We start from the raw sequence: 25,983 nt of genomic DNA, 5'->3' as shown, positions 1-25,983 counted from the left end.
GAGTGCAGGACGTGACCGACGACAGGCCCGGCCCGACGCGGGCGCCGGCCGAGCTGCTGCGTCGGCTGCGGCTGCGCCACGCCACCGACCCGGTCACCCACGTCGAGCGGGTGCCGGCCCGCGCGGGCGAACCCGCGCCGTGGCCCGGCTGGGCGCCGGACGACCTGCGGGCGGCGTTCGCGCGACGCGGCGTGGTCGCGCCGTGGCGGCACCAGACCGAGGCCGCCGAGCTGGCGTACGCGGGACAGCACGTCGTGGTGGCCACCGGCACGGCGTCCGGCAAGTCCCTGGCATACCAGCTCCCGGCACTGAGCACCCTGCTCACCGACCCGCGCGCCACAGTGCTCTACCTGGCCCCGACCAAGGCGCTCGCCGCCGACCAGCTCCGCGCCGTCGCCGGCCTGGAACTCGACGGGGTACGCCCCGCCACCTACGACGGGGACACACCGCGCGCCGAACGGGAGTGGATCCGCCGGCACGCCCGCTTCGTGCTGACCAACCCGGACATGCTGCACCACGGCATCCTGCCCGGGCACGCGCACTGGTCCGGCTTCCTGCGCCGGCTCGCGTACGTGGTGGTCGACGAGTGTCACACCTACCGGGGCGTGTTCGGCTCACACGTCGCCCACGTGCTGCGACGGTTACGCCGGCAGTGCGCCCGCTTCGGTCGTACCCCCGTGTTTCTGCTGGCCTCGGCCACGTCGGGCGACCCGGCGGCGGCGGCCGGGCGGCTCACCGGCCTGCCCGTCACCGCCGTCACCGAGGACACCTCCCCGCGCGGCGGCGTGACGTTCGCGCTCTGGGAGCCGCCGCTGCTGCCCTCTTCGGAGGGCGAGGTCGCCGACCTGGTGTCGGTCCGGCGCTCGGCGCTGCGGGAGACCGCCGACCTGCTCACCGACAGCGTCGTCGAGGGGGTACGCACGCTCGCCTTCGTCAGGTCCCGCCGGGGCGCCGAGGTGGTCGCCGCGAACGCCAGGCGGGCGCTCGACGAGGCGGTGCCCGGGCTGGGCGACCGGGTGGCCGCCTACCGGGCCGGCTACCTGCGCGAGGAACGCCGCGAGCTGGAACGGGCGCTGCTGCGCGGCGACCTGCTCGGGCTCGCCTCCACCAACGCGCTCGAACTCGGCGTCGACCTGGTCGGGCTGGACGCGGTGCTGATCTGCGGCTGGCCCGGCACCCGCGCCTCGCTGTGGCAACAGGCCGGACGGGCCGGACGCGGCGGGGACGAGGCCCTGGCGGTGCTGGTGGCCCGCGACGACCCGCTCGACACCTACCTCGTGCACCACCCGGAGGCGCTGTTCGGGCGTCCCGTCGAAGCCACCGTGCTCGACCCGGCCAACCCGTACGTGCTCGCGCCGCAACTCGCCTGCGCCGCCCACGAGGCCCCGCTCACCCCGGCCGACCTGGACCTCTTCGGCGAGGGCGCGAAGGAGGCGGTGGACTCCCTCGTCGAGGCGGGCGCGCTGCGGCAACGGCCCACCGGCTGGTACTGGCGGCACCGGGAACGCCCCGAGGTCGACCTGCGCGGCGAGGGCGGCGCCCCGGTCTGCGTGGTGGAGGAGTCCACCGGCCGGCTGCTCGGCACCGTCGACGGCGGCTCCGCCCACTTCCTGCTCCACACCGGCGCGGTCTACCTGCACCAGGGCGTCTCCTACCTGGTCGACGCGCTCGACCTGGCCGACGGGTGCGCGCTCGTGCACGCCGAGGAGCCGGACTGGTCCACCCACGCCCGCGACGTCACCTCGCTCTCCGTGGTCTCCGTCCGCTCGTACACCGACGCCGGCCCGGTCGGGCTCTTCCTCGGCGAGGTGGACGTGACCAGCCAGGTGGTGTCGTACCAGCGGCGGCGCATCGCCACCGGCGAGGTGATCGACACCCGCCCGCTGGACCTGCCGGCGCGGGAACTGCGTACCGTCGCGGTCTGGTTCACCCTCTCCCCGGAGTCGCTGGCCCGCGCCGGCGTGGACGCGGCGGACGTCCCCGGGGCGCTGCACGCCGCCGAACACGCCGCGATCGGCCTGCTGCCGCTGATCGCGACCTGCGACAGGTGGGACATCGGCGGGCTGTCCACCGCCCTGCATCCCGACACCGAGGCCCCGACCGTCTTCGTCTACGACGGTCACCCCGGCGGGGCGGGCTTCGCCGAGCGGGCGTACGGGACGGCCGCCGCCTGGCTGCGCGCCACCCGGGACGCGATCGTCGAGTGCGGGTGCGAGACCGGGTGCCCGTCCTGCGTCCAGTCCCCGAAGTGCGGAAACGGCAACAACCCGCTGGCCAAGCCGGAAGCGGTGCAGATCCTCGACGTGGTGCTGGCCCACCTCGCCGGATGCTCGCCCGGCGCCTCCGGGGCTGGCGGCGCGGCGGACAGTCCCGGGGTTGGCGACGCTTCCGACGGTCCCGGGGTTGGCGACGCTTCCGACGGTCCCGGGGTTGGCGGCGGTGTGGCGGGCGGTCCGGGTACGGGTGGCGTTGCCGACGGTACCGGGGCGGGCGGTGGGGTTGCTCCGGGCGCGGGACGCGGCGGAGCGCTGCCGCGGCAGGACGACCGGACGGCGCGACGGTCGACGGCCGGCGGCCCGACGGACTGACCCCGGCGGCCCTCCCGCCGCTCGTCCCTGACTCGGGTCCTTGCCGCTCGTCCCTGCCCCTCGCCTTTGCCCCTCGCCTTTGCTGCTCGCCTTTGCCCCTCGCCTTTGCTGCTCGCCTTTGCCCCTCGCCTTTGCTGCTCGTCGCCTGCCGTTCGCCCCGGGCCCGTGCCCGCACGCCGTCTCCCGTGCCCGCACGCCGTCTCGCTCGCCAGTTCGGCGAAGTGGTGGCATCGGCGGGTGCCGGACCCCGCCACATCGCCGAAATGGCGGCCCCGAGTGCTGGTCGAGGCTCGATCGGTGGGGTGCCGGCGTCTGGTGGATGGGACGGGTGCATGAGGTCGGCGGCGTCGGGGCATTGATACATGGGAGCGCTTCCATGCATCATTCCGGTAGCGCAGACGTGACCCCGAGACCCGTCCGCCGGAGGTGCCGCCGTGGCCGACACTATCGCCGAGACCGTCGAGCTGCTCTATGCCATCGACCAGGAGAACCTGACCGCGGACCAGCAGATCGCGCTGGGCACCGCGCTGGCGCACCTGGCCCAGGCGGAGCGGCTGGAGCAGATCAACGAACGTCTGCGCGGCATCCACCAGGTGCTCAACACCTGGGCGTTGAAGGCGACGGTGGACGGCGGACGCTGATCCGCACGCCACCGCCGCTCAAGCCGCCGGACCGGTTCTCGTTCGAGCTGCCGGCCGGGGAGCGGTATCGGTTGGCGGTCGACACCGCCACCGCAGCGAACTGGAGCCGATCACGCATCCGCTGCGACGGAGACGAGGCGACGTCGGAGCTGCCCGGAAGCACTGTGCGAGCGCGCGACGGTGGCGCCGCTGTGCAAGACTCCGGCGACCCCTCAAAGGAGATCAGATGTCGCTCGACAACCTGCAGGCTCAGCACCGGTTCATCGTCCGGCAGCGGATTCGGATGATGGTCAACCAGTACGAGGTGCATGCCGTGGCACCGGACGGCTCCGAGGGTGGGCTGCTCGCGTTCGCGCAGCAGAAGCGGCTCGCCTTCAAGGAACAGGTCACCATCTACACCGATGACACCAAGCAGTACCCTCTCCTCGGCTTCAAGGCCCGTCAGCGGCTCGACCTCGGTGCCACCTATGACGTGACCGACCACGCCGGCAACCCGATCGGCCTGTTCCGTAAGGACTTCGCCCAGTCGCTGCTGCGTTCGACCTGGCACGTCGAGCAGCCCGGCCTGCCCCCGGCGGTCGGGCAGGAGCGCAGCATGCCGGTGGCGCTGCTACGACGCTTCGTGGATTCGCTCTCCTGGTTGCCGTACCACTTCGACTTCGTGGCCGGCGGTCAGCCGGTGTTCTCCGTCGACAAGAAGTGGGGCCTGCGCGACCGGTACGTCGTCGACATCCAGCACCCGCACATCGACCGCCGGTTGGTCATCGCCATGGCCGTGGGTCTGGACGCCCTCCAGTCCCGCTGACCGTGCGGCCGGCCGGCGACGCCCGTACGTCCGGTATCGCCGGCCGGCCAGGCGACGACCTGACTGCGGTTCGTACTCGCGCACCGGGGTCCGCACAACGCTGCAAGCGGCCCGGTGGGTGGAGGGCCGATGGCTTTGGGTGCGGTTATGGTCGCCCCCAGCGACAACAACCGCACCCAAAGCCGCCGGCGGGGACCCGCTGGACGCGCCACGCTGACGTCAGGGGTCGCCGACGCGGGCCGGGCCGGCGCGCGATGTCGCGGTGGCGATGCGGGCCGGGCCGGCGCGCGAAGTCGCGGTGGCGACGCGGGCCAGCCCGGGCAACGGCGCGACCCGCACCTCCGCCGTGACGATCAGGTCGAGGCCGTCGACCCGGCAGCCGGTCAGCCGACCGTCATTGGCCGACACCAGCGCGGCGGCCGACGCACATGCGGTATCCGTCCCGTCGAGCACACGGCCCGCGCCCGCCAACGCGCCGAAGTCGGCCGCGACCCGGGCCTGATGACGCGCGCACCGGGCAGCGCCGATCCCGGCGCCGAACAGCCCGACGAGCACGAACACCAGGCCGATCGCGAGCAGACACACCGTCGCGCCACCCCGCTCGGCCGGCTCCCGGCCCGGCGTCACGGCACCGGGCCGGGAGCGCCGGGTTCCACGGCGGCCACCGCCACGCCCGACACGGTCGTCCGGGGCAGCCGCGCACCGACCGTCCGGACCGGCGCCCGGACGCTCGCGGTCACCCGGTCACCGGCCACCGTCACCGTCACCTCCGCGCCCGCGGGGGCGTACCGGGCGCCGGCAGCCGTGCCCGGCTCGCCCCGGGCGGCGGCGAGCGCCGCCTCCCGGGCCGCGTCGACGCAGCCCGCCCGCGTGGTCACCGCGTCGACCGCGGTGAGCCCGGCGACCAGGAGGAGCACCAACGCCGGCAGGCCGGCCGCCAACTCGGCCGTGAACGACCCCCGCTCCCCCTGGCGCCCCCGGACGACACCGCCCCGGTGGACCGCACCGTCGACCCCCGGGGCCGGGTGGAGGCGGGTGCACCGGCCGGCCCACCGGCGTCCGGTCACTTCAGGGCCCGGTCGATGACGGCGGTCAACGCGGACTGCACGTTTCCGGAGGTGAGCACCTTCAGCAGGATTCCGGCGAAGGCGACCGCCGCGAGGGTGCCCACCGCGTACTCCGCCGTGTTCATGCCGGCGTCGCCGCGGAGGCGGGTGAGAAGCTTGCGCATGTCGTACGTCCCTTCTCGATGGTTCACAGGACGTCGCCGAGAACGGCGACGATCACCGGCACCAGACCGGCGAGAATGAAGGCGGGCAGGAAGCACAGCCCGAGCGGCAACACGATGAGCACGCCCGCGCGCCGGGCGGTGGCCTCGGCCGCCGTCGAGCGTTCGGCCCGCAGGTCGTCGGCGAGCCGGGTGAGCGCGCCCGCCAGCGCGGCTCCGCTGTTCGACGAGCGGACCGCGGCGGCGACCAAACTCCCCGCACCGGGCACGGGTCGCAGGTGCTCCCACGCCTCGATCGCCGTACCGCCCAGGCCCAGCGTGCGGCCCACCCGGCCGAGCCGGTCCGCGAGTGGCCCGCCGAGCGCCTCCGCGACCGCGAGCGCCGAGCGGTCGACAGGCGCGCCGGCCCGCAGCGCCGCCGCCAGCAGGTCCGCGGCGAGCGGCAGGTCGGCGGTCTCGCGCAGCCGCCGATCGCGCACGGCACGCGGCTCGATCCGGCGTAGCAGCCGGTCGGCGACCACGCCGGCGAGCGGCCCGGCGACCAGGCCGGCCCACCCGCCGACGACCACCGCCACGGCCACGCCAGCCAGGCCGGCACCCCACCGGACCCGGTCCGGCCACCAGCTGGGACGGCCACGCCGAGGGGTGGACGCGAGCCGGCGCAGTCGCCGGGCCGGGCGGACGACCGGGCCGGCGACGACGAGGAGCGACGCGGCGGCGCTGAGGCAGGCGGCGGCCATCGCCTGGCGGGACATCAGACCGCCCGCCCCGGCCCCGCACCGAGCCGCTCCGCCCAGAGCAACCCACCGATCTGCAGGGCGACTGCCGCCAGGGCGCTACCGCCGCCGACCGGCGTGTGCAGGAGCACCTCCACCGGATCGACCCCGATGGCGTAGCCGAGGCCGATCCCACCGAGCGGCAGGGCGGCGAGCAGCCAGGCGGTCGCCCGAGCGCCGGCAGCCTGGGCAGCGGCAGCGGCGAGACCTCGATCGGCCGTACGTGCGTCGGCCTCGATCCGCTCAAGCAGATCGGCCAGTGGCGCCCCGGTCCGGTCGGCGAGCCGCACCGCGGCCCGGGCCAGCCGGACCATCCGGCCGGTGCCGCTGTCGAACACCCCGTCGACGGGCAGGCCGGCCCGCAGGTCGGCGGCGGCGGCACCGAGCCGGTCGAGGTCGTGGCGGTGAGCCAGGTCGGCCGCCCGGCGGGTACGCCGACGCAGCGCGGCACGGGCCGCGAGCGTCCCGTAGGCGGCCAGCGCCAGCGCGGCCACCGGACCACCGAGGACTGCTCCGGCCCCACCGCCGAGCAGCGCGGCCGTCGGCAGGGCACGCCGCGCGGGCAGCGCCGGGCGTGCATCGCCCCGGCCACCCGTGGAAGGCGGACCGCCGAGATCCGGCCCCGAAACAGGCGGACCGCCGAGATGGGGCCTCGAACCAGGCAGACGGCCGACATCTCGCCCGGGGTCGAGGACCGAGCGGCGTCGGGCGCGGCCGGCGCGTACCGGCCAGGCAACCGCCACCGCGGCACCGGCCAGGAGCACGACCACGAGCCAGAGTTGACCGGTCACGACGGGCCCGCCGAGCCCGGCCAGACCACGCGGAGGACCGGCGGCACGGGCACTCCACGCTCGCGCAGCAGGTTGCCGAGCGGCCGGGCGGCCAGGCCGAGACCACGGCCGCGTATCCAGGCCGGAACCACCGTCACCAGCCGGTCGCTCCCTTCCGGCAGGAGCAGGCCGATCGAGTCGAGGACCCGCCCCTCGCCGGTCCGGCGGACCTGGAGGACGACCTGCAACGCGGCGGCGACCTGGGCGTGCAGCGCGGCCCGTGGCAGCCCGCCGAGCATGCCCAGCGCCTCCAGCCGGGCGGGCACGTCCGTCGGCGCGTTGGCGTGCAGCGTCCCCGCCCCGCCGTCGTGGCCGGTGTTCAACGCGGCCAGCAGGTCGACCACCTCGGCGCCCCGGCACTCGCCCACCACCAGCCGGTCCGGTCGCATCCGCAGCGCCTGCCGGACCAGGTCGCCGAGCCCGACCACGCCGGCGCCCTCGACGTTCGCGGTACGCGCCTGCAACCCGATCACGTGCGGGTGCACCGGGCGCAGCTCCGCGGCATCCTCCACAAGCACGATCCGCTCGGTGCCGGGCACCAGGCCGAGCAACGTGTTGAGCAGCGTCGTCTTGCCGGACCCGGTGCCGCCGGTGACCAGGTATGCCAGCCGGGCGGCCACCACCGCGTCGAGCAGCGGGGCCACCGGCCGGGGCACGGTGCCGTGGTCGACCAGCTCGTCCAGGGTGAACGGACGCTGCCGGAAGGTACGCAGGGACAGGTAGGGACCGTCGGTCGCCACCGGTGGCAGCACGGCGTGCAGCCGGGTGCCGTCGGGCAGTCGCGCGTCGGCGTAGGGCGAGGCGTCGTCCAGCCGGCGACCGGCGGCGGCGGTCAGCCGCTGCGCCAACCGGCGTACGTCGTCGACCGTGCCGAGCGGCACGGCCACCTGGTGCAGCCCCCGCCCCCGGTCGACCCAGACCCGGACGCCGTTCACCAGCACGTCGGTGACCTCCGGGTCGGCCAGGAAGGGCGCGAGCGGGCCGGCACCGACCAGGTCGTCGTGCACCCGGTCGGCGATCCGCAGCAGGGTGGTGTCGCCGAGCACGCCGGCGGCCGGCTCGGCGCGTACCGCGGAGACGACCGCGGCGGAGGTGACCGGGGTGGCGTCGGCGGCGAACCGGTGCCGGACCCGGACGGCCAGCTCGCCCGGGCTCGTCGGCCCGCTCACGCCGCACCCGCCGCGGATCGGCCGGTCAACTCGTCCACGAGCCGCTGGCACAGCACGGCGAGCGGACCCTTGCCGGTGGCGCCCGGCGCCTCGCCGCGTTCCAACCCTCGGCACAGGCCGGGCTCGGGGCGGAGCGTGCCGGCCAGCGGAAGGCCGAGCGCGCGGGACACCTCGGCGGCCCGGAGCCGCCCGGGAGCCGGGCCGCGCACGATCACCGACAGGTCTTCGCAGTGCGGGGCCACCACGGCGGCCACCCGGGCCGCGGCGGCGGTGGCCCGCAGCTCCGCGGGCACCACGAGGAACGCCCGGTCGGCGGCCTGGAGCGCGATCACGGCCGCGTCGTCGAGGTGGCGGGGCAGGTCGAGCACGACCAGGTCGCGACCTCGCCGGCCGGCGTCGACCGTGGCGGCCATCGCCTCGGCCGGCAGGTGCCGCAGGTCGCCCCGGTCCCACGAGAGCACCACCAGGTCACCCCGGCTGGGCAGGGCGCGGACAAGCGACGGCGGGTCGACGCGACCGTCGGCGCCGGCCAGCTCGGGCCAGCGCAGCCCGTCGAGCTGCTCCCAGCCGAGCACCAGGTCGAGGCCGCCGCCGAGCGGGTCGGCGTCCACGAGCAGCGTACGCAGCCGGGCTCGGGCCGCGCTGACGGCGAGCCCACCGGCGAGCACGCTGGCCCCGGCGCCGCCGCGCCCGCCGAGCACCGCCACGATCCGCCCCGGGCCCGCGCCGACCGGCCCGGCCGCACACTCGCCGAAGCGGTCGACCAGCCAGGGCTCCGCCGCGGGCAGGGTGGCCACGTGCTCGGCGCCGATCAGCTCGGCCAGCTCCGTACCCGGATCAAGCTGGCCGGAGCGTCCGACCAGGACGGTGCGGGAACGTCGGGGGAGGCGGGCCCGCAGGCAGGCCGCCGCCTGGTCGACGCCGACAAGCACCAGCGGCGCCGGCCCCCAGCGGGCGCGGGCGGCGGCCGGGTCGGCCGCCAGCTCGACCTCGACGCCGCCGGCCGCGGCGAGCCGCAACAGCTCGTCGAGCAGGTCGTCGTCGGCCGTGACGAGCAGGGGCAGTCGAGGGTACGGCGGGAGCGGGGTGCGGGGCGGCATGCGGCCTCCAACGGTCGGACTCGGACGTGCCGCGATCGAGCCTGCCCACTCAGCCGTCCGGACGGAGGGATCGCAGCCACCCGCCTGTGGATAACGAGGCGGTTGTGGACAGACCTCGGCGATCGAATCGATCTGCTATGGGGCCCGACCGGCCGGCGAACGGCGGCATCCGCGCGGTGGTGACGACCGTTCGGAGCGGCTGACCAGGCAGTTGACCCATCCGGGCCCACCGGATCGAACCGGTTGGACCGTCAGCCATTGACGAAAGGGATCATCCATCCCGCATAATCGGATCCTCTCGCCGCGAAACGGACGGCACCGGCTCGTGAAATCGAGGCCATGACCGAGTCATCACACGGCACCGGAACGCCGCCCGTCCGACGTCACGCCCGCACCGGTTCACCTGACGACCAGGTTCTGCTCCGCGACCCGTCACCGGCCACGCTCGCCTCGGTGGCGCTCGGGATCGTGATCGTGGTGCTGGTCGGTACGCTCAGTTTCTTCGCCATGCCCCGCCGCCCCGACCTGCCACCGCCGATCGGCAGCGAAGCGATCCTGGCGTCCCCGGCATACGCCTCGCCGACCGCGGAGGTGGCGGCCGAGTCGTACTCCCCGGCGCCCGTGTCGCTCTCCGCCCGCGCCGCGCCGCGTACCCGTCCGCCCGCGCCGCCGCGTCGCACCACGCCGGCCGCCCGGCCCAGCCCGAAACCGACGGCTACCCGGACGAAGCGGCCCGCGCCCCGGACCGACGAGCTCACCCCGCTCCCGGCGTCCTGGGAGTGGCGGTTGCGGTCCGGCGGTGGCGGGCCGTCGACCTTCATCGACTTCGTCAACGCCCGGACCAGGCCGGTGGTCATCTACTGGTTGGACTACCACGGCCGCCGCCAGCGGTACGCGGTGCTCCAGGCCGGTCGGTCCCACCGGCAGCAGACGTACGTGGGCCACCCGTGGGTGGTGACCGACGAGCGCGGCCGGGCGCTTGTCTGCTTCCGGCCCGAGCCGCGCACCATGCGCGCGGTGATCCGCTGACCGCCGTCCTTCATGGACGGCTCTGTCGGCACGGCCGATCAGTGTCACACCTCTGTGCGGTAATTGACCGACGGCGATTTTCGGGCGCGGAAGCGCCCAGCCGTCTCAGCAGAGAGGAGCGGGGATGCACAAATCCTGGCGGAGGGCGGCCCTGGCGGCCGGCCTGACGCTCACGGGGGCGCTCGGCGGGCTGGTCGCCGCCGCGCCGGCACAGGCGCAACCGGTGACGTCCGGATCGGTCACCTTCGGCGGCGACCCGGGCGACTACATCACCGGCGGCCGGTCGTACGCCTACTCGGTCGCCGACGGCGACCAGCTCACCACCTCAGCGTCGGCCGACACGAGCCACGTGTCGGTAGGCGTCAACGGCTACCAGGGCGACTGGTGGTCCGTGGACTTCGACGCCCCGGGCAGCACGCCGCTGGCCCCGGGCACCTACCAGAACGCGACGCGCTACCCGTTCAACGGGGCCGGTCCGGGCCTCAGCCTGGACGGGAACGGGCGCGGCTGCAACGAGCTGACCGGCACGTTCACGGTGCTCAACGCCGTCTTCGGGCCGAACGGCTACGTCCAGACGTTCGACGCGACCTTCGAGCAGCACTGCGAGGGCGGCACCGCGGCGGCCCGCGGCGAGGTGCACATCGCCAACCCGCCGGCGCCGGCGCCGCTTGACCTCGCGCTGGCGGTGGCCACCGACGGCACGGCCAGCTCGGTGAGCGGCAAGGCCGTCGTGCACGGCACCGTGACCTGCAACCAGCCGACCTCCGTGTCGCTCAACGGCACGGTCACGGAGATCGTCAAGAAGACCATCGTCCGGGGCGACTTCAGCACCCGGGTGAACTGCGTTCCGGGTACGCCGGCGGCCTGGACCGCCACCGCCGTACCGATCGGCACCGTGCCGTTCGTCAAGGGCAAGGTGGAGGTCGACACCAGGGCCCAGGGGTACGACAGCGAGTACGACAAGTACGTCGAGGTGAACGACACCACGGTCGTCAAGCTGGTCAAGTCCTGACCTGCTGAGCGGAGCGGCCGGCCCGGCAACGGGTCGGCCGCCCCGCCACATCGAGTGCCAGAAAGGGGCGACCCCCGTCGAGGGGGATGCGGTCTCAGAGTGCTAGCCGGTGCCAACTGGTGTGGTCCGCGTTGGCGAGGCAGGTGCCGGGGATCGTCGGTTCGCGTTCGGGGTCGAACCGTACCGGGTGCTCGCGCTGCCTTCCCGCTGCCTCGCTGCCTGACGCCTCACCAGCGTCGACGAGCAGGGTAGCGAGCGCCGTCGTCTACAGCCGGACGATCATCGCCATCGCACCAGCCGCGGCGATCCCGATGGTGATCGGAACGACGCTCCGCGGGTACCTCCACGCGCACCATGTCAGCCCGAGGACGACGACGGCGAACAGAATCCAGGTCGCCTTTACGGTAATATACATCCGTGTACACCGCCTCCTGCGGCCATCAGGCCGCTCCTCGCGCCGGGCACCAGGCCACCTTGCCTAGATCACCTCGTCAGCTTATGTCAACTTTACATTGACTTCCAAGAAGATACGGGATCGCAGCCAGCGGAGCCAAGGAGAACTAGGATGACCACGGCACCCGGTACCCAAAGCGCTGCAGAACGGGCATTCTATGCGGCGCTTCAAGATCTTTATCTTCGGGCAGGCAAGCCGAGCAGTCGAGCCGTCGCGACCGCCATTGGCGACATAAGCCATACGACGGTTAATTCCGCAATCAAAGGGGCAAAAGTCCCTTCCTGGCCGATCACGGCCAAGATTGTTGAGCATCTCGGCGGCGACGTCGAACGCTTCCGCCAATTGTGGGTTGAGACCCAAGAGCGAGTAGAGCCCGCACCCACAGCACCTCGGGCAGAGGTTTCGGTTTTCGTCTCCTATGCCCGCGTTGACGATGAGGCAACGCATGGACGCATCACCCAATTGATCAAAGATATCGCCAACACTTATCACAGCATGACCGGCCAAGTTGTTGGCGTCTTCAAGGACGTTGATTCGATTGCGCCGGGGGAGGACTGGCGGGACCGGATCCGCCTCGGCCTTTCCTCTTCCTCCATCCTTCTTGCTTTCGTATCGCCAGCCTATCTCCGCAGCGCCCCATGCAGGGAAGAGTTGAGCGAGTTTTTTGGCTTCCTAAACGCGAATTCCAGCGTTCGCCTAATACTGCCACTTCTCTTTGCAAGTTCCGACCGGATCGGCCGGACTTTCTCCGATGACAACCTGTGGCAAAGGATTTCCAATCTCAACTGGGTTGACGCCTCGACCTTACGCTCAGCAGACATCGGCTCTGCAATTTGGATTAAAAACGTAGAACTGATTAGCGACCGGATTGATGAGGTGCTAAGCGCTTTCGCCGCTGTCGGGGAGAAACAACAGCAACCGGACTCTCCCATCCCTGCCACTGAGGATGAGGATGGAGACTGGGTTCTGGACCGACTCGGCGAGGCAGAGGGCAAGATGCCTCAAGTGCAGAGCGACCTCGAATCGTTTGCACATCTGATTGAGGAACTGGGAGAACAGACGAGATTAGCAAGCCCTGCCATGGAGCGGGCGACTTCGTTTGGGCAGAAGCTCGCTGTATCCAGGAACCTCGCTCAGGCTTTGACCCCAATCGCTAATGACATGGTCGCCACAGCAGACCGGCTCGTTACAGGATTCGGGGACTGGAATTACTTGGTAAATCACATTTTTGAGGCCATCAAGGCAGATCTCGGCGCGATTGAGGACGCGGACTCAGTGTCGTTTTTATCGTCAATCCGCGAGATGGCCACTTCTGGAGTTGATTCGCTTGGCCAAGTCGAGCAACTGAACGGCTCTGTGTCAGGGGTAATTGGTTTCTCTAAGGCGCTCGATATCCCTCTCAAAGCCGTGCAGCGCGCATGCCTTCGCATGGCCGACCTACGAGGCCTTCTCCTTGGCTGGTTGAACGAGATCGAAGCCTTAGAAAGCGCGCACTCCGATCTGTTCATCAGCTCTTAGCACTCCAGCAGGGGTAGCCGTTGTGTCCCATCACGGGACATGCTTGACACTTGCGTCCCGCCGCGTTCCCTACAAGATCTGTTCGGTCAGTCGTTGACGGAGAGGATCGGCGGAAATGGTGTCGGCATGGACGCATGGGTAGACGGCGGCCTGTCGGGCGAGTTCGAGTGGCGGCTGCGGAGTGCGCCCCCGGCCCTCATCGGCGGTTTGCGCAACCTGTCGCAAGCTGCGTCAGGTTGCGCGCTGCCGGCCCCCCCAGACGGCGTTGCCGTGCTCGGCGTAGGCGGACGCTCCGCCCTGACGCGCCGCGATTGCGGTACGGATCCTGCGGGCCAGCCGCGACGGGCCATGCTCTTCCAAGGACTCTTCGCTTACATAGCGCCACTCGGTGAGTTCACCGTCCGCGAAGCGGATATCGCGCTCGCTGTCAGGTCCGAGTGTCCCGCCGTCGAAGATGAAGAGCAGTTTGTCGCCCTCGTGCTCGGCCGGTGCCCAGTCCACGACCAGCATCGGTCCGAGTGCGGGCGTGAGGCCGAGTTCCTCGCGGATCTCCCGGACGCAGGCTGCCCGCGGTGACTCGCCGGGTTCGACGTAGCCGCCGGGGATCTCCCAGTGCTCCTTGTAGCTGGGCCGCACGAGCATCACCCGGCCTTCGTCATCGAAGAAGAGGGCACCGGCGGCGACGCGTGGGGTCGCCACGGGTGGCATCTCGTTGGCCGTCACCATGGCAGCCTAAATGTGCTCGGTTCAGCCGAGCACCCTGAGCCGGCGAGCCAGGCCGACCAGCTCGGCTCGCGGCCTGCCGCGCTGCCGGCGGATCCAGGTCAGCGCCAGTTGCCTGCTGAGGAAGTGGTGCCGCACCTGCTCGGGCGCCATTTGCTCGGCTTCGAGCAGCACGGCTTGGGCGTGGTCGACGCGGTTCCACGAGCTGTAGGCGCGGGCGACTTCGAGGGCGTGCCGGACCCGCCGTTCCATGGGCAGTCCGGTGGTGTCGACGCGCGGGCCGAGGTCGACGGCCACCTGGACATCGCCCAGCTCGGCTGCGGTGGCGACGCGGTGGATGGCGACGTTGGTCGGGCCGAACGCCGTCCAGAGATGGTTGGCATCGGTTCCGAGCTGACCGGCGGCGTGCTCTGCTGCGGCGAGGAAGGTACGGGTGGTGCCGGCGTCGTTGGAGCGGGCGGCGGCCATGGAGCCGGACAGGAACAGGGTTCCGTAGACGGAGAGCAGGGCCGGCGTTGCGTGTGTCAGGTGGGGCTCAAGGTAGCCGGCGGCGTCTTCGGTGAGGCGTACGGCTTCGGTGTAGCGGCCGGTGGCGTGTAGGGCGTGACCGACGGACCGGAACAGGGAGCCGGTGATGAGTGGGTCACCGGTGGGCCGGACGGCTGCCAAGCCGCGGTCGGCGGCGATCCAGGCGAGGTCGGCCTCTCCGAGCTTGGTGAGCTGGGTGGCGGTCAGTTGGTAGGCAAGGCCGAGGAGCCGGCGGGCTTGGTCCTGGTAGTCGCCGTCGTGGTGGTCGGCGGCGGCCTGGGCGCGGTGGAGCAGGTCGGGAAGTCGGCCGGTGACGTACCCGAATCGGGAGTCCTGGTAGGCGTCCCAGAGCGTGCCGACGTCTCGCCGGAGCACGGCTACGGTCGGTGGCTCGCCGTGGGGAGTGCCGCCGAACGGGGCAATGGCGCGGTAGTTCATCAGCGCCGCGCGGAGAGCGGGGACGGTTTCCGTGCCGGTGTCGGCGGTCCAGTCGAGCAGTACGGGTTCGCCGAGTAGGTCACCGAGCGACACGTCCAGGACCTCGGCGAGGGACTTGATGACGGAGAGCCGGTCCAGCTCGATGCGATTGTTCTCGACCTTTCCGAGCCAGTCAGCGGTGCGCCCGACTAGCCCGGCGAGAACTTCTTGCGACAGGCCGCGGCGGCGGCGGTACCAGGCAACGCGCTCGCCGATGGTCAGGGTGTTGGTTGTCCCGTGCACCGTTTCACCTTCTCCCCTCGACCGGCTGCGACCCCGGAAGGATTTTCCGGGTCAAAGGACGGCTTAGGCCACAGCCTGTCTTCATGACGGAACTGAACGTTTCGATGACCCGCCGGTCCTACAAGGACTGTGCGGCTTCCGGTCGCGCGGCGACCTGCTGAGGCTGGCCGGGGGTGGGCGCTGGCATGAGACCGCAGCGGCGGTCCCAGGAGAGCCCGCCCACCCCTGCGCCCCGCAGATCGCAGCCGGTTCCGTCAGGCGTACCCAAGCCGGGTGATCTCGTACTGCTTGACGGTCGCGCTTCGGTGCAGTTCGGCGGCGACCGGGCGTTGTGGCTACGGGTGGCCGGGGTCGGCGACTGGCCGGCGTATGACGGCTGGGTGTGGTTGTCCGGCTACGTCATCAACCCGACCGACGGGCAAGCGTTGGTCCGGCGCGAAGTCCTCGCGCAGATCGCCGGGCTTCAGATCAGCCCCTCATCGAGCGTGCCGTCGCGGCCCTGGCGCGGACGGCAAGGAGGCGTCGTGTTTGACCTTCGGGTACGGCTCGGCACAGTGCTCCGGGTGGACGCGGCCGACCGCTACCGACCATCCGATGGCCCGGTGGTGCTCCGGGTGACCGGCGTTCGCCTGGTGCTCAATCGGCCGGAGCGCGAGCAGTGGGTCTGGGTCGAGGGGACCAAGGTGGCACCGCGCAGTCAGCGGGGCGAACGCACTCAGATCCTCGTACCCATCCGGTTGTTCGCGCCTCACGGTCCGAGGACTATGCCGACCGGGTCCGGCTGACGTTCGCTGACGCTCCGCCCTACGTCCGGCCCGGCCGAGCCGGAAAAGGTGCTTCCATCTGGGCGGGAGCGCTCCCCGGAAAGGGACGACCCCCGTCGGGGGGAGACGGGGGTCGTCGTGTGGTTCGGCTCCGGGGGGGGTCGAGCCGAACCGACTCAGCGGTCACGGGGGGTGCAACCGCCGAGGGTCTGAGCAGCGACCGAAGGCGAACTCCCGTCGCGAGGACAAGCATGCCGCAGCCGACCCTTATACGTCGAGTGTTGTTCACTCCACGCAAAGCTAATTTCTCGCACTGCTATGTGACCGCCGTCACTCCGGCGGGTGCACTGCGGCTTCCGGACCCCGGGGTGGGCGGCCGTTGGCGGTCCGTCCGGCTAGACTTTCGCGCCGTGGGCCGTGGTGCCGCTTTCTTCGATCTCGACAAGACCGTCATCGCCAAGTCGAGCGCTCTGGCGTTCGGTCGGCCGTTCTACCGGGACGGGCTGATCACCCGGCGTGACGTGGTCAAGTCGGCGTACGCGCAGCTGATGTTCCGGCTGGGCGGCACCGACGAGCAGACCATGGCCCGCACCCGGGACTATCTGGCCGCGCTCTGCAAGGGCTGGCCGGTGGAACAGGTCCGCCAGATCGTCGCGGAGACGCTCCACGAGCTGATCAACCCTTATGTGTACGCCGAGGCAGCCGCCCTCATCGAGGAGCACCAGGCCGCCGGGCGGGACGTGGTGCTGGTTTCCGCCTCGGGCGACGAGATGGTCCGGCCGATCGGCGAGCTGCTCGGGGTGACCGACGTGATCGCCACCCGGATGGCGGTCGTCGACGGGCGGTACAGCGGCGAGGTCGAGTTCTACGCGGCCGGGCCGAGCAAGGTCGACGGCGTGGGCGAGTTGGCCCGGGAGCGCGGCTACGACCTGGCCGACTCGTACGCGTACTCCGATTCCTACAGTGATCGGCCGCTGCTGGAGTGCGTGGGGCACCCGAGTGTGGTCAACCCGGATCGGGCGTTGCGCAAGCTGGCGGTGGAGAACGGCTGGCCGGTGCTGGAGTTCCGGCATCCGATCCCGCTGGGGCGCCGGCTGCGCGAGCGGCCGGCGGTGCCGGTCGCGGCGGCGGCGCTCGGCGTGGGTGTCGGGGTCGCCATCGGCATCGCCTGGTACGGGCGGCACCGCCGCACCCGGACCGCCGCGCCCACCGCCTGACGGCCGACAACCAACGGCCGGCTCGCTGCGAAAATCCTCGGCCAACGCGCTGGCGGCAGGGCGGCAGGGCGGCAGGGCGGCAGGGCGGCAGGGCGGCAGGGCGGCAGGGCGAGCTAAACCCAGGCGGTGGGCTCAGGAGGCGGCGAGGATCTCGTCGCCGATGAGCGTGATCTGCTCCGCGCCGACCTCCACCGCGCTCATGTAGTGCCGTAGCCAGGAGCGCAGGCCGTCGGGGGTGCCGGTGGCGAAGGCGCCGGCCGCGCCGACGTACTCCGGTTCCCGCTCCTGGTGCCCGACGTCCACCGCGACCAACCCGCGGGGGTCGAGCCCGGTGGAGATCAGCACCAGCCGCGCGGCGGCCCGGGCCACCACGCCGGAGGGGCCGGGGAACGGGCGCAGGTTCAGCAGTTCGCCGTGCACCACGGCGGCCAACACCAGCGGTGGCACCTTCGTGCCGCCGGCCACCAGGCCGGACAGGCTGTCGAGGCGGGCCGCCACCACCGGGTCGGCCACCGGCCGGCCCAGTTCATCCCCGGTCACCACGTCGCGGGCGGCGAGTACGTGCAGCCGGGCGAGCACCTGTCGGGGGGCCTTCGGCCAGAGGTCGCTCAGCCCGGGCAGCGCGCCGGCCACCCGCAGCGCGCCCTGGAGCACCGGCTCGGTGACCGTGCCGGCGCGTACCTCCTCGCGGTCGTGCTTCCGGCCTTCGAGCGCGGCGCTGGCCACGGCCGAGCGGAGGCTTACCTCGGCGGCGAGCTGGCCGCCGTGGCGGCGCAGCGCCCGGTGCCGGTGGGCCTGGTCGACCAGGTCGCGGGCCTGCTCGGCGGCGGGCGCGACGTCGGCGAGCGCGAGCAGCGGCGCGAGCGGATCGGTGGTCACCCTGACACGGTACGGGGTGTTAAGCGGGGGCCCTTCCTATACCGGATGCGTTAAGCGGGGCCCCCGCCTTACACCTCAGCGCGGTGGGGGTGCCGCTGGGCGCGGCGGGGCGGCGGCGCGGTCGCGGGTGCCCGGCGGCGGGGCTAACCTTCCCCGGAGTAGGGAGACGCAGGTCACGCGACGAAGGAGTCACCGTATGAGCGAGGCATTGGCCAATCTGCTGAACGAGACGCGCCAGTTCCCGCCACCGGCCGAACTCGCCGCCAACGCCAACGTGACCGCGGCGGCGTACGACGAGGCGGCCGGTGACCGGCTCGCCTTCTGGGAGCGCCAGGCCGGCCGGCTGGCCTGGGCGCAGCCGTGGGAGCAGGTGCTCGACTGGTCGAACGCGCCGTTCGCGAAGTGGTTCACCGGCGGCCGGCTCAACGTGGCGTACAACTGCCTGGACCGGCACGTGGAGGCGGGCCACGGGGACAAGGTGGCGATCCACTGGGAGGGCGAGCCGGGCGACACCCGCACGGTCACCTACGCGGACCTGCACCGGCTCACCTGCCAGGCGGCCAACGCGCTCACCGAGCTGGGCGTGACGGCGGGCGACCGGGTGGCGATCTACCTGCCGATGATCCCGGAGGCGGCGGTGGCGATGCTCGCCTGCGCCCGGATCGGCGCCACCCACAGCGTGGTGTTCGGCGGCTTCTCCGCGGACGCGTTGACCAACCGGATCCAGGACGCCAGCGCCAAGGTGGTGATCACCGCCGACGGCGGATTCCGGCGGGGTAAGCCGTCCGCGCTCAAGCCGACCGTGGACGAGGCGGTGGCGAACTGCCCGTCGGTGGAGCACGTGCTCGTGGTCCGCCGCACCGGCGAGGAGGTCGCCTGGTCGGCGAAGGACCACTGGTGGCACGAGGCGGTGGAGGCCGCGTCGCCGGAGCACGAGGCGCAGCCGTTCGACGCCGAGCACCCGCTGTTCATCCTCTACACCAGCGGCACCACCGCCCGCCCGAAGGGCATCCTGCACACCACCGGCGGCTACCTGACCCAGGCGTCGTACACCACGCACGCGGTCTTCGACCTGAAGCCGGAGACGGACGTCTACTGGTGCACGGCCGACATCGGCTGGGTGACCGGGCACTCCTACATCGTCTACGGCCCGCTGTCGAACGGCGCCACCCAGGTCATGTACGAGGGCACGCCGGACACCCCGCACAAGGGCCGGTTCTGGGAGATCGTCGACAAGTACGGGGTGACGATCCTGTACACCGCGCCGACGCTGATCCGCACCATGATGAAGTGGGGCGAGGACGTCCCGGCCGGGTACGACCTGTCGTCGCTGCGCCTGCTCGGCAGCGTCGGTGAGCCGATCAACCCGGAGGCGTGGATCTGGTACCGGCAGTTCGTGGGCCGGGGTGAGCTGCCGGTCGTGGACACCTGGTGGCAGACCGAGACCGGGGCGATGATGATCTCGCCGTTGCCGGGCGTGACCGAGGCGAAGCCCGGTTCGGCGATGGCGCCGCTGCCAGGTGTCGTGGCCGACGTGGTCGACGACCAGGGTGAGTCGGTGCCCAACGGGGGCGGTGGCTACCTGGTGCTCACCGAGCCGTGGCCGTCGATGCTGCGCACCATCTGGGGCGACGACAACCGGTTCCTGGACACGTACTGGTCGCGGTTCGGCGCGGGTGCCAACATGGGCGACAAGTGGGTCTACTTCGCCGGTGACGGCGCCAAGAAGGACGACGACGGGCACATCTGGTTGCTCGGCCGGGTCGACGACGTGATGCTGGTGTCCGGGCACAACATCTCCACCACGGAGGTCGAGTCGGCGCTCGTCAGCCACCCGTCGGTGGCGGAGGCGGCGGTGGTCGGCGCGACCGACCCGACGACCGGGCAGGCGATCGTGGCGTTCGCCATCCCGCGTGGCAGCGCGGAGACCTCCGGGGACGCGGGCGAGCAGCTCATCGCGGAGCTGCGCAACCACGTGGCGAAGACGCTCGGCCCGATCGCCAAGCCGCGGCAGATCATGCTGGTCCCGGAGCTGCCGAAGACCCGGTCCGGCAAGATCATGCGCCGGTTGCTGCGGGACGTGGCGGAGAACCGGTCGCTCGGCGACGTGACCACGTTGCAGGACTCCTCGGTGATGGAGTTGATCTCCTCGGGGATGAGTGGCGGCAAGTCCGACGAGGACTGACCACATCGGTACGAAAGGGGGCGGGTCGCGCGGCGGCCCGCCCCCTTCGGCGTACGCGGGGATCATGCCGGTCGATCGGCGGAGGAGGCACTAACCAGTTCGCCCCTGTCGATGGCACGTCCGGTCGGCTACCTTCAGCCGGAACCGGCGGATTTCGACAAGCGTCACTGAGACGGCCGGCCCTTCACCATTCCCTACGAACGGAGTGGCATGCTCCCCGTTTCGCAGTCCAGGGCGCGCCGACGCCTACTCGTCGCGCTGCCCGCCATCGCCCTCGCGGCCTCGTCACTGACCGTGACAGGCAGCGCGGCTGCCCAACCGTCCCGGCCCGCGTCGGCCACGATCGGGGCGGACGAGTACTACATCAACTATGCCGAGCCCGAGGTGCAGCCGGACACCGGCGGCAAGGAGACCCGGGGCCGGGACGGGGTCTTCTCGTCACCCGCGGACGAGGCGCGCGCCTACGACCGCAAGTACGCCGGGGGCAACCCGGCCACGGCGCGGGAGTTGGCCAAGCTGGAGGCGAAGTCCATCCGGACCGGCCAGAGCCCGCGCAAGATCAAGAAGGCGAAGAGCACCCAGACGGCCAAGCTGCTGACGCTGCTCGTCGAGTTCAACGACAACGCCAACGACGACTTCACGAACGTGATGGTCCCGAAGACGGTCTTCGAGGACCGCACCTGCGTGCCCGGCACGGTGCAGAACGGGCCACGGCACAACACCATCCCCAACCCGGCCACGCTGCCGCACAAGGACAACAACTCGATGTGGGTGCCGGACTTCTCCCCGGCCCACTACGACAAGATGCTCTACACCAAGAAGGGCATCACCGAGCGGGTCCGCAAGGACCTCAAGGGGCCGGACGGCAGGCCGGGCATCAGCCTGGCCGGGCGGACCATGCACAACATGTACCTGGAGATGTCCAAGGGCGCGTACACGGTGGACGGGCAGGCGAGCCCGTGGATCACGGTGCCGCACTCGGAGGGCTGGTACGCGGCGTCGCGCTGCTTCCAGGACGAGAACGGCGACTGGGTCGCCGGGCGTGAGCAGTCGATGAACGGCCACCCGGACAACCCGCAGGGCGCCGGCCGGCTCGCCACCGACGCGATCGACGCGCTGGCCGCCGCCGACCCGAACTTCCCGTGGGCCGACTACGACATCGAGGACCAGAGCGACCGCGACGGCGACGGCAACTTCCACGAGCCGGACGGCGTGATCGACCACCTGGTGCTGGTGCACGCCAACCAGGGCAAGTCCCGTGGCGGCGGCGACATCGGCGTCTACTCGGTCTGGGCGCACTCCTCCACGGTGGCCGGCGGCTACACCATCCCCGGCACCAACCTGAAGGTGTCCAACTACATCGTGCAGCCGGAGGACGCCGGCGTCGGCGTCTTCGCCCACGAGTTCGGGCACGACCTCGGCCTGCCCGACCTCTACGACACCTCGGGCAACGCCGACTCCGACGTGGACTTCTGGGACCTGATGGCGTCCGGCTCGCACTCCGGCGAGATCTTCCAGGCGCTCCCCACCCACATGGGCATCTGGGACAAGTGGGTGCTCGGCTGGGCCGAGCCCAAGACGTTCGGGCCGGGCGACCGGGCCAAGCTGGTCAAGCTCGGGCAGAGCTCGCGTACGCCGGTCGGCACCGAGGACGGCATCAAGATCGACCTGCCGGACAAGGTGATCGCGCTGGCCGAGCCGCACAGCGGCGGGAACATGTGGTACTCCGGCGCCGACCAGAACTGGGCCGACGTCAAGCTGAGCCGCACGGTGGAGGTCCCGGACGCCGCCGACGCGAAGTTCTGGATGTGGAACGACTACGTCATCGAGGAGGACTGGGACTACGGCTTCGTCGAGGTCTCCACCGACGGCGGCGCCACCTGGACCGAGCGCAAGGTGTACGACGAGTCCGGCGCGCTGGTCTCCACCGACGACGGTTACAACGACCCGAACGGGCGGATGGTCGACTTCGGCAACAAGAAGTACGGCCTGACCGGCAGCACCGGCGGCTGGCGGCACGACTACGTCGACCTGTCGCCGTACGCCGGGCAGACCGTGCAGGTGCGGCTGCGGTACGCCACCGACGAGGCGTTCGTGGAGCGCGGCTGGTTCGCCGACGACTTCTCGGTGACCGGCGGCGGCGCGACCACGTGGAGCGACGACGTCGAGGGCGGCACGGCCGGCTGGACCCAGACCGGCGGCACGTTCACCGACACCAGCGGCGCGGGCTGGCACGTCGACTCGGGCACCCAGGTCAAGTCGCACTACTACCTGGCCGAGTGGCGGAACTTCGACGGCTTCGACAAGGGCCTGAAGTACGCCTACGACACGGTCTACTCGCACGAGGCGTGGAAGGTCGACCGGATCGCGTACAACGCGCCCGGCATGCTTGTGTGGTACCGGGACACCCAGCTCGGCGACGTCAACCACGTCACCGGGCAGATGACCGCGCTGCCCAGCTACGGCGCCAAGGGCGGGCTGCTGATCGTCGACTCGCACAACGACCCACTGCGCCGTAAGGGCACCGCGGCGGAGAAGGACCCGTCGGTGCTGGACAACCTGCCCAGCCGCCCGCAGTCGTCGAACGCCGCCTTCGGGCTGAAGCCGACGTACCCGTTCAAGGAGTGCCTGGAGGCGGCCGACGAGCCGTACAGCGAGTACTGCACGAAGTTCAAGGCCCAGGCGCCGGTGAAGGGCTTCACCGACAGCAAGGGTTGGTACCCGGGCATCGAGATCCGCGACGGTTCGCCGTACGCGCGGGACAACGACGCCTCGGTGGTGGTCCCGTCGAAGGGGAACCAGCAGTACACCACCCGGGTGGTGAACCCGGACGGCACGCCGGCGACCGACTACTACGGCACCGAGCTGAGTGGCGGCGCGATCGTGTTGGGCACCGGCAACCCGCGGGACGCGGGTGTCGCGTACGGCACCTCGATCGTGATCAAGTGGGCCCCCCGGGACAACGCGTACGCCATGGTGTACGTGGTCCCGCCGAGGAGCTGAACGACAGCGCGAAACCGGAACCGGAATGACCGGAAAATGGGCTGAAGGGACCGGATGAGGTAAGGGTCGGGAGCCACCGCGCTCCCGACCCTTACGCATATCCATCGGTGTCGCTGCGTCGTGATACGGGAACGTCCGCACTGGTCAACGACTCGGCGGCGGTCCGGGGTGTGACGGGGAAAGACCTGTCCAACAAAAAGTTGCAACAAATCGACGCGCACATCTTCCCACCAGTCCCAGCAGTGTCTATGTTCACCAAGGGTCCCACTTGTGGGACGTTCCACCGGCCCGTACCCCCATGGGGCCGGTTCCCTAACACCGGAGGTACCACGTGCGCAAAGTCGCAGTGGGTCTGCTCGGGCTTTCGCTGACCGCGACGGGGCTGATGGCAGGTACGTCCGCCAGCGCCGCGCCGACGCCGAAGCTGCCGACCACCGCCCCGTCGGTGGCCGAGCCTGCGCAGACTGATCACGACCTGCCCAACCCGCTCGAGGACAAGCGGCGCGCACTGCGCCAGGAAGGCCTCAGCGAGGTCCTGTCCGGCAGGGCGAAGGCCCAGAAGATCAACGGCAGTACCGTCGTCAAGGTTGGCGAGACGGCTGCCGAGGGTGCCGCGGCGGGCAAGTCCGCCAAGAGCACCAAGGCCGGCAAGGGTCCGACCAAGGACCAGTACGTCGAGCTCTCCCGCGAGCGGACCGACAAGATCTTCGTCATCCTCGCGGAGTTCGGCGACGAGCGGCACCCGAACTACCCGGACCAGGACACCGACCCGGACACCGCGGGTCCGACCCGGTTCGACGGGCCGCGCGTCAACCAGATCCCCCAGCCCAACCGGGCGGTGGACAACTCCACGATCTGGCAGCCGGACTTCAGCGCCGATCACTTCCGGCAGATGTACTTCGGCACCAACCCGGGTGACGAGTCGCTGAAGCAGTACTACGAGGCCCAGTCCTCCGGTCGGTACAGCGTCGAGGGCGAGGTCACCAACTGGGTGAAGGTGAAGTACAACGAGGCGCGCTACGGCCGTTCCGACGGCTACCCGTGCGCCTCGAACGTCTGCACCAACACCTGGAACCTGGTCCGCGACGCCGCCAACCAGTGGGTCGCCGACCAGAAGGCGCAGGGTCGCTCCGACGCGGAGATCGCCGCCGACGTCAAGTCGATGGACGAGTACGACCGTTACGACTACGACGGCGACGGCAACTTCAACGAGCCGGACGGCTACATCGACCACTTCCAGATCGTCCACGCCGGCGGCGACCAGGCCGACGGTGACCCGATCCAGGGTGAGGACGCCATCTGGAGCCACCGCTGGTACGCGTTCGCCAGCGACCAGGGCAGCACCGGCCCGTCCACCTTCCCGGGTGGCGGCACCGAGATCGGCAACACCGGGGTCTGGATCGGCGACTACACGATCCAGCCGGAGAACGGTGGCCGGAGCGTCTTCTACCACGAGTACGGCCACGACCTCGGTCTGCCGGACGACTACAACGTGGTCAGTGGTGGGGACAACAACAACGAGCACTGGACCTTGATGGCCCAGAGCCGGCTCGGCGCCAAGAACGACGCCGGCATCGGCGACCGCGGTGGCGACCTGGGCGCCTGGAACAAGCTCCAGCTCGGCTGGCTCGACTACGAGGTGGTCGTCGCCGGTCAGAAGCGCACGCTGCAACTGGGCCCGCAGGAGTACAACTCCCCCAAGGCCCAGGGCGCCGTGGTGGTGCTGCCGCAGCGGGAGTACTCGTTCCAGAACGGCAAGCCGTTCGAGGGGACGAAGCAGTTCTTCTCGGGTAACGAGGACGACCTGAACACCACGATGACGCGCGCCATCGACCTCACCGGGAAGAGCAGCGCCGCGGTGTCGATGAAGGGTCGTTACAGCATCGAAGAGGACTACGACTACCTCTTCTTCGAGGCTTCCACCGACGGTGGCCAGAGCTGGGTCTCGCTCCCGGGCACGGCCAACGGCAAGGCGCTCAAGGAGATCTCGCCCGGGCGGTACGCCCTGGACGGCTCCAGCGACGACAAGTGGGTCGACGTCAACGTCTCGCTGGACTCGGTCGTCGGCAAGGCCGTGCAGTTCCGGCTCCGCTACCAGACCGACGGTGGCGTCTCCGAGGGCGGCTTCTACGGTGACGCCATCACCGTGACCGCCGACGGTCAGACGCTGCTCACCGATGGCGCCGAGGCCGGCGCCGCCGGCTGGACGCTCAGCGGCTGGAGCATCGTCGAGGAGACCTACACCCGCAAGTTCGACAACTACTACATCGCCGGCAACCGGTCGTACACCTCGTACGACAAGTACCTCAAGACCGGCCCGTACTACTTCGGCTACGCGAACACCCGCCCGGACTACGTGGACCACTACGCGTACCAGGAGGGTCTGCTGATCTCCTACTGGAACCTCCGGTGGGCGGACAACGACACGTTCGCGCACCCCGGTGAGGGTCGTAACCTCTACATCGACGCTCACCCGCGGCCGATCTACAACCTGACCGGGCAGCCCTGGCGGGCCCGCGTCCAGGTCTACGACGCGCCGTTCAGCCTGAAGAAGGCGGACTCGTTCACGCTCCACATCAACAGCCAGCCGCAGTACATCCGCGGTCAGGCTGCGGAGCCGCTGTTCAACGACACCAAGCAGTACTGGTACCCGGAGCTGCCGAACCACGGCGTCAAGCTCCCGGCCACCGGCACGAAGATCAAGGTCCTGGAGCAGAACGGCACCTCGATGAAGGTCCGTTTCTCCTGAACCGCTGATCCATGCGACACCACGACGAGGCCCGGGCAGGTCACCTGCCCGGGCCTCGCCCGTGT

General features: G+C 71.1%; 21 protein-coding genes. 11 read left to right on the top strand and 10 right to left on the bottom strand.

The annotated features are described in order from the left end of the window. The first annotated feature begins 11 nt into the window (after positions 1 to 11). The 3 genes from O7613_RS27995 to O7613_RS27985 all read left to right on the top strand — a co-directional run bounded on the left by O7613_RS27995 (position 12) and on the right by O7613_RS27985 (position 4,034). The gene (locus O7613_RS27995; RefSeq protein ID WP_282290879.1) at positions 12 to 2,588 is read left to right on the top strand and encodes a DEAD/DEAH box helicase; all 2,577 of its coding nucleotides are present in this window, start codon (positions 12 to 14) and stop codon (positions 2,586 to 2,588) included. Positions 2,589 to 3,022: 434 nt separating this feature from the next. Further along, positions 3,023 to 3,229 carry a hypothetical protein gene (locus tag O7613_RS27990; RefSeq protein WP_281585402.1) on the top strand — a complete coding sequence of 69 codons (207 nt, stop codon included), beginning with the start codon at positions 3,023 to 3,025 and terminating at the stop codon, positions 3,227 to 3,229. Positions 3,230 to 3,455: 226 nt separating this feature from the next. Beyond that, complete coding sequence (locus O7613_RS27985; protein WP_281585403.1) at positions 3,456 to 4,034, top strand: hypothetical protein; 579 nt, start codon at positions 3,456 to 3,458, stop codon at positions 4,032 to 4,034. Between the two features lie 219 nt (positions 4,035 to 4,253). On the opposite strand, the gene O7613_RS27980 is transcribed toward O7613_RS27985, so the two are convergent. The 7 genes from O7613_RS27980 to ssd all read right to left on the bottom strand — a co-directional run bounded on the left by O7613_RS27980 (position 4,254) and on the right by ssd (position 9,137). Beyond that, complete coding sequence (locus O7613_RS27980; RefSeq protein WP_282290878.1) at positions 4,254 to 4,661, bottom strand: Rv3654c family TadE-like protein; 408 nt, start codon at positions 4,659 to 4,661, stop codon at positions 4,254 to 4,256. Continuing rightward, positions 4,658 to 4,975 (bottom strand): TadE family type IV pilus minor pilin, encoded by a 318-nt coding sequence (locus O7613_RS27975; protein WP_282294634.1) that lies wholly within the window; start codon positions 4,973 to 4,975, stop codon positions 4,658 to 4,660. The genes O7613_RS27980 and O7613_RS27975 overlap by 4 nt, the downstream gene beginning before the upstream one ends. Positions 4,976 to 5,097: 122 nt before the next feature. Then, complete coding sequence (locus O7613_RS27970; RefSeq protein WP_013283643.1) at positions 5,098 to 5,265, bottom strand: DUF4244 domain-containing protein; 168 nt, start codon at positions 5,263 to 5,265, stop codon at positions 5,098 to 5,100. A 23-nt stretch (positions 5,266 to 5,288) separates the two neighbouring features. Beyond that, positions 5,289 to 6,017, bottom strand: a complete 729-nt coding sequence (locus tag O7613_RS27965; RefSeq protein ID WP_281585405.1) for a type II secretion system F family protein — start codon at positions 6,015 to 6,017, stop codon at positions 5,289 to 5,291. Next, complete coding sequence (locus O7613_RS27960; RefSeq protein WP_281585406.1) at positions 6,017 to 6,829, bottom strand: hypothetical protein; 813 nt, start codon at positions 6,827 to 6,829, stop codon at positions 6,017 to 6,019. The genes O7613_RS27965 and O7613_RS27960 overlap by 1 nt, the downstream gene beginning before the upstream one ends. Beyond that, positions 6,826 to 8,037, bottom strand: a complete 1,212-nt coding sequence (locus tag O7613_RS27955; RefSeq protein WP_281585407.1) for a TadA family conjugal transfer-associated ATPase — start codon at positions 8,035 to 8,037, stop codon at positions 6,826 to 6,828. The genes O7613_RS27960 and O7613_RS27955 overlap by 4 nt, the downstream gene beginning before the upstream one ends. Then, a complete protein-coding gene (ssd, locus tag O7613_RS27950; RefSeq protein WP_281585408.1) occupies positions 8,034 to 9,137 on the bottom strand; it encodes a septum site-determining protein Ssd in 1,104 nt (367 codons plus the stop codon). Before ssd ends, O7613_RS27955 begins: the two co-directional genes overlap by 4 nt. Before the next feature lie 339 nt (positions 9,138 to 9,476). Here ssd and O7613_RS27945 point away from each other — a divergent pair, with 339 nt between their 5' ends. The 3 genes from O7613_RS27945 (at position 9,477) to O7613_RS27935 (ending at position 13,150) form a co-directional block, all read left to right on the top strand. Next, the gene (locus tag O7613_RS27945) at positions 9,477 to 10,166 is read left to right on the top strand and encodes a hypothetical protein (RefSeq protein WP_281585409.1); all 690 of its coding nucleotides are present in this window, start codon (positions 9,477 to 9,479) and stop codon (positions 10,164 to 10,166) included. 124 nt (positions 10,167 to 10,290) lie between these two features. Next, positions 10,291 to 11,178 (top strand): hypothetical protein, encoded by an 888-nt coding sequence (locus O7613_RS27940; protein ID WP_282290876.1) that lies wholly within the window; start codon positions 10,291 to 10,293, stop codon positions 11,176 to 11,178. A gap of 565 nt (positions 11,179 to 11,743) precedes the next feature. Then, a complete protein-coding gene (locus O7613_RS27935) occupies positions 11,744 to 13,150 on the top strand; it encodes a toll/interleukin-1 receptor domain-containing protein (RefSeq protein WP_282290874.1) in 1,407 nt (468 codons plus the stop codon). A gap of 231 nt (positions 13,151 to 13,381) precedes the next feature. Here O7613_RS27935 and O7613_RS27930 read toward each other — a convergent pair whose 3' ends face one another. Continuing rightward, on the bottom strand, positions 13,382 to 13,873 hold the full coding sequence (locus O7613_RS27930; RefSeq protein ID WP_282290872.1) for an NUDIX hydrolase: 492 nt from the start codon (positions 13,871 to 13,873) through the stop codon (positions 13,382 to 13,384). Positions 13,874 to 13,897: 24 nt separating this feature from the next. Further along, positions 13,898 to 15,121 carry a helix-turn-helix transcriptional regulator gene (locus O7613_RS27925; RefSeq protein ID WP_282290870.1) on the bottom strand — a complete coding sequence of 408 codons (1,224 nt, stop codon included), beginning with the start codon at positions 15,119 to 15,121 and terminating at the stop codon, positions 13,898 to 13,900. Positions 15,122 to 15,426: 305 nt separating this feature from the next. On the opposite strand from O7613_RS27925, the gene O7613_RS27920 reads away from it, so the two are divergent. Both O7613_RS27920 and O7613_RS27915 read left to right on the top strand, forming a co-directional pair. Then, complete coding sequence (locus O7613_RS27920) at positions 15,427 to 15,906, top strand: hypothetical protein (protein WP_282290868.1); 480 nt, start codon at positions 15,427 to 15,429, stop codon at positions 15,904 to 15,906. A gap of 389 nt (positions 15,907 to 16,295) precedes the next feature. After that, positions 16,296 to 17,102 carry an HAD-IB family hydrolase gene (locus O7613_RS27915; protein WP_281585411.1) on the top strand — a complete coding sequence of 269 codons (807 nt, stop codon included), beginning with the start codon at positions 16,296 to 16,298 and terminating at the stop codon, positions 17,100 to 17,102. A 132-nt stretch (positions 17,103 to 17,234) separates the two neighbouring features. On the opposite strand, the gene O7613_RS27910 is transcribed toward O7613_RS27915, so the two are convergent. Next, entirely contained in the window at positions 17,235 to 17,981 is a 747-nt protein-coding gene (locus O7613_RS27910; RefSeq protein ID WP_282290866.1) for an oxidoreductase, read from the bottom strand. A 196-nt stretch (positions 17,982 to 18,177) separates the two neighbouring features. On the opposite strand from O7613_RS27910, the gene acs reads away from it, so the two are divergent. The 3 genes from acs to O7613_RS27895 all read left to right on the top strand — a co-directional run bounded on the left by acs (position 18,178) and on the right by O7613_RS27895 (position 25,918). Continuing rightward, the gene (gene acs, locus O7613_RS27905; protein WP_282290864.1) at positions 18,178 to 20,166 is read left to right on the top strand and encodes an acetate--CoA ligase; all 1,989 of its coding nucleotides are present in this window, start codon (positions 18,178 to 18,180) and stop codon (positions 20,164 to 20,166) included. Positions 20,167 to 20,376: 210 nt separating this feature from the next. Then, on the top strand, positions 20,377 to 23,169 hold the full coding sequence (locus O7613_RS27900; protein ID WP_281585414.1) for an immune inhibitor A domain-containing protein: 2,793 nt from the start codon (positions 20,377 to 20,379) through the stop codon (positions 23,167 to 23,169). 346 nt (positions 23,170 to 23,515) lie between these two features. After that, a complete protein-coding gene (locus tag O7613_RS27895; protein ID WP_282294633.1) occupies positions 23,516 to 25,918 on the top strand; it encodes an immune inhibitor A domain-containing protein in 2,403 nt (800 codons plus the stop codon). Positions 25,919 to 25,983: the final 65 nt, after the last annotated feature.

Origin of the sequence: Micromonospora sp. WMMD975 (assembly GCF_029581215.1) — a bacterium.
GTDB lineage: Bacteria > Actinomycetota > Actinomycetes > Mycobacteriales > Micromonosporaceae > Micromonospora.
The sequence above is the reverse complement of the archived record's forward strand: the minus strand, read 5'-3'. Positions and strand labels throughout refer to the sequence as shown.

Excerpts from the sequence above, each read along its gene's own strand:
- O7613_RS27945 (WP_281585409.1), top strand. The coding sequence starts at position 9,477 with ATGACCGAGTCATCACACGGCACCGGAACGCCGCCCGTCCGACGTCAC.
- O7613_RS27900 (WP_281585414.1), top strand. The coding sequence starts at position 20,377 with ATGCTCCCCGTTTCGCAGTCCAGGGCGCGCCGACGCCTACTCGTCGCG.
- O7613_RS27940 (WP_282290876.1), top strand. The coding sequence starts at position 10,291 with ATGCACAAATCCTGGCGGAGGGCGGCCCTGGCGGCCGGCCTGACGCTC.
- ssd (WP_281585408.1), bottom strand. The coding sequence starts at position 9,137 with ATGCCGCCCCGCACCCCGCTCCCGCCGTACCCTCGACTGCCCCTGCTC.
- O7613_RS27965 (WP_281585405.1), bottom strand. The coding sequence starts at position 6,017 with ATGTCCCGCCAGGCGATGGCCGCCGCCTGCCTCAGCGCCGCCGCGTCG.
- O7613_RS27970 (WP_013283643.1), bottom strand. The coding sequence starts at position 5,265 with ATGCGCAAGCTTCTCACCCGCCTCCGCGGCGACGCCGGCATGAACACG.
- O7613_RS27985 (WP_281585403.1), top strand. The coding sequence starts at position 3,456 with ATGTCGCTCGACAACCTGCAGGCTCAGCACCGGTTCATCGTCCGGCAG.
- acs (WP_282290864.1), top strand. The coding sequence starts at position 18,178 with ATGAGCGAGGCATTGGCCAATCTGCTGAACGAGACGCGCCAGTTCCCG.
- O7613_RS27935 (WP_282290874.1), top strand. The coding sequence starts at position 11,744 with ATGACCACGGCACCCGGTACCCAAAGCGCTGCAGAACGGGCATTCTAT.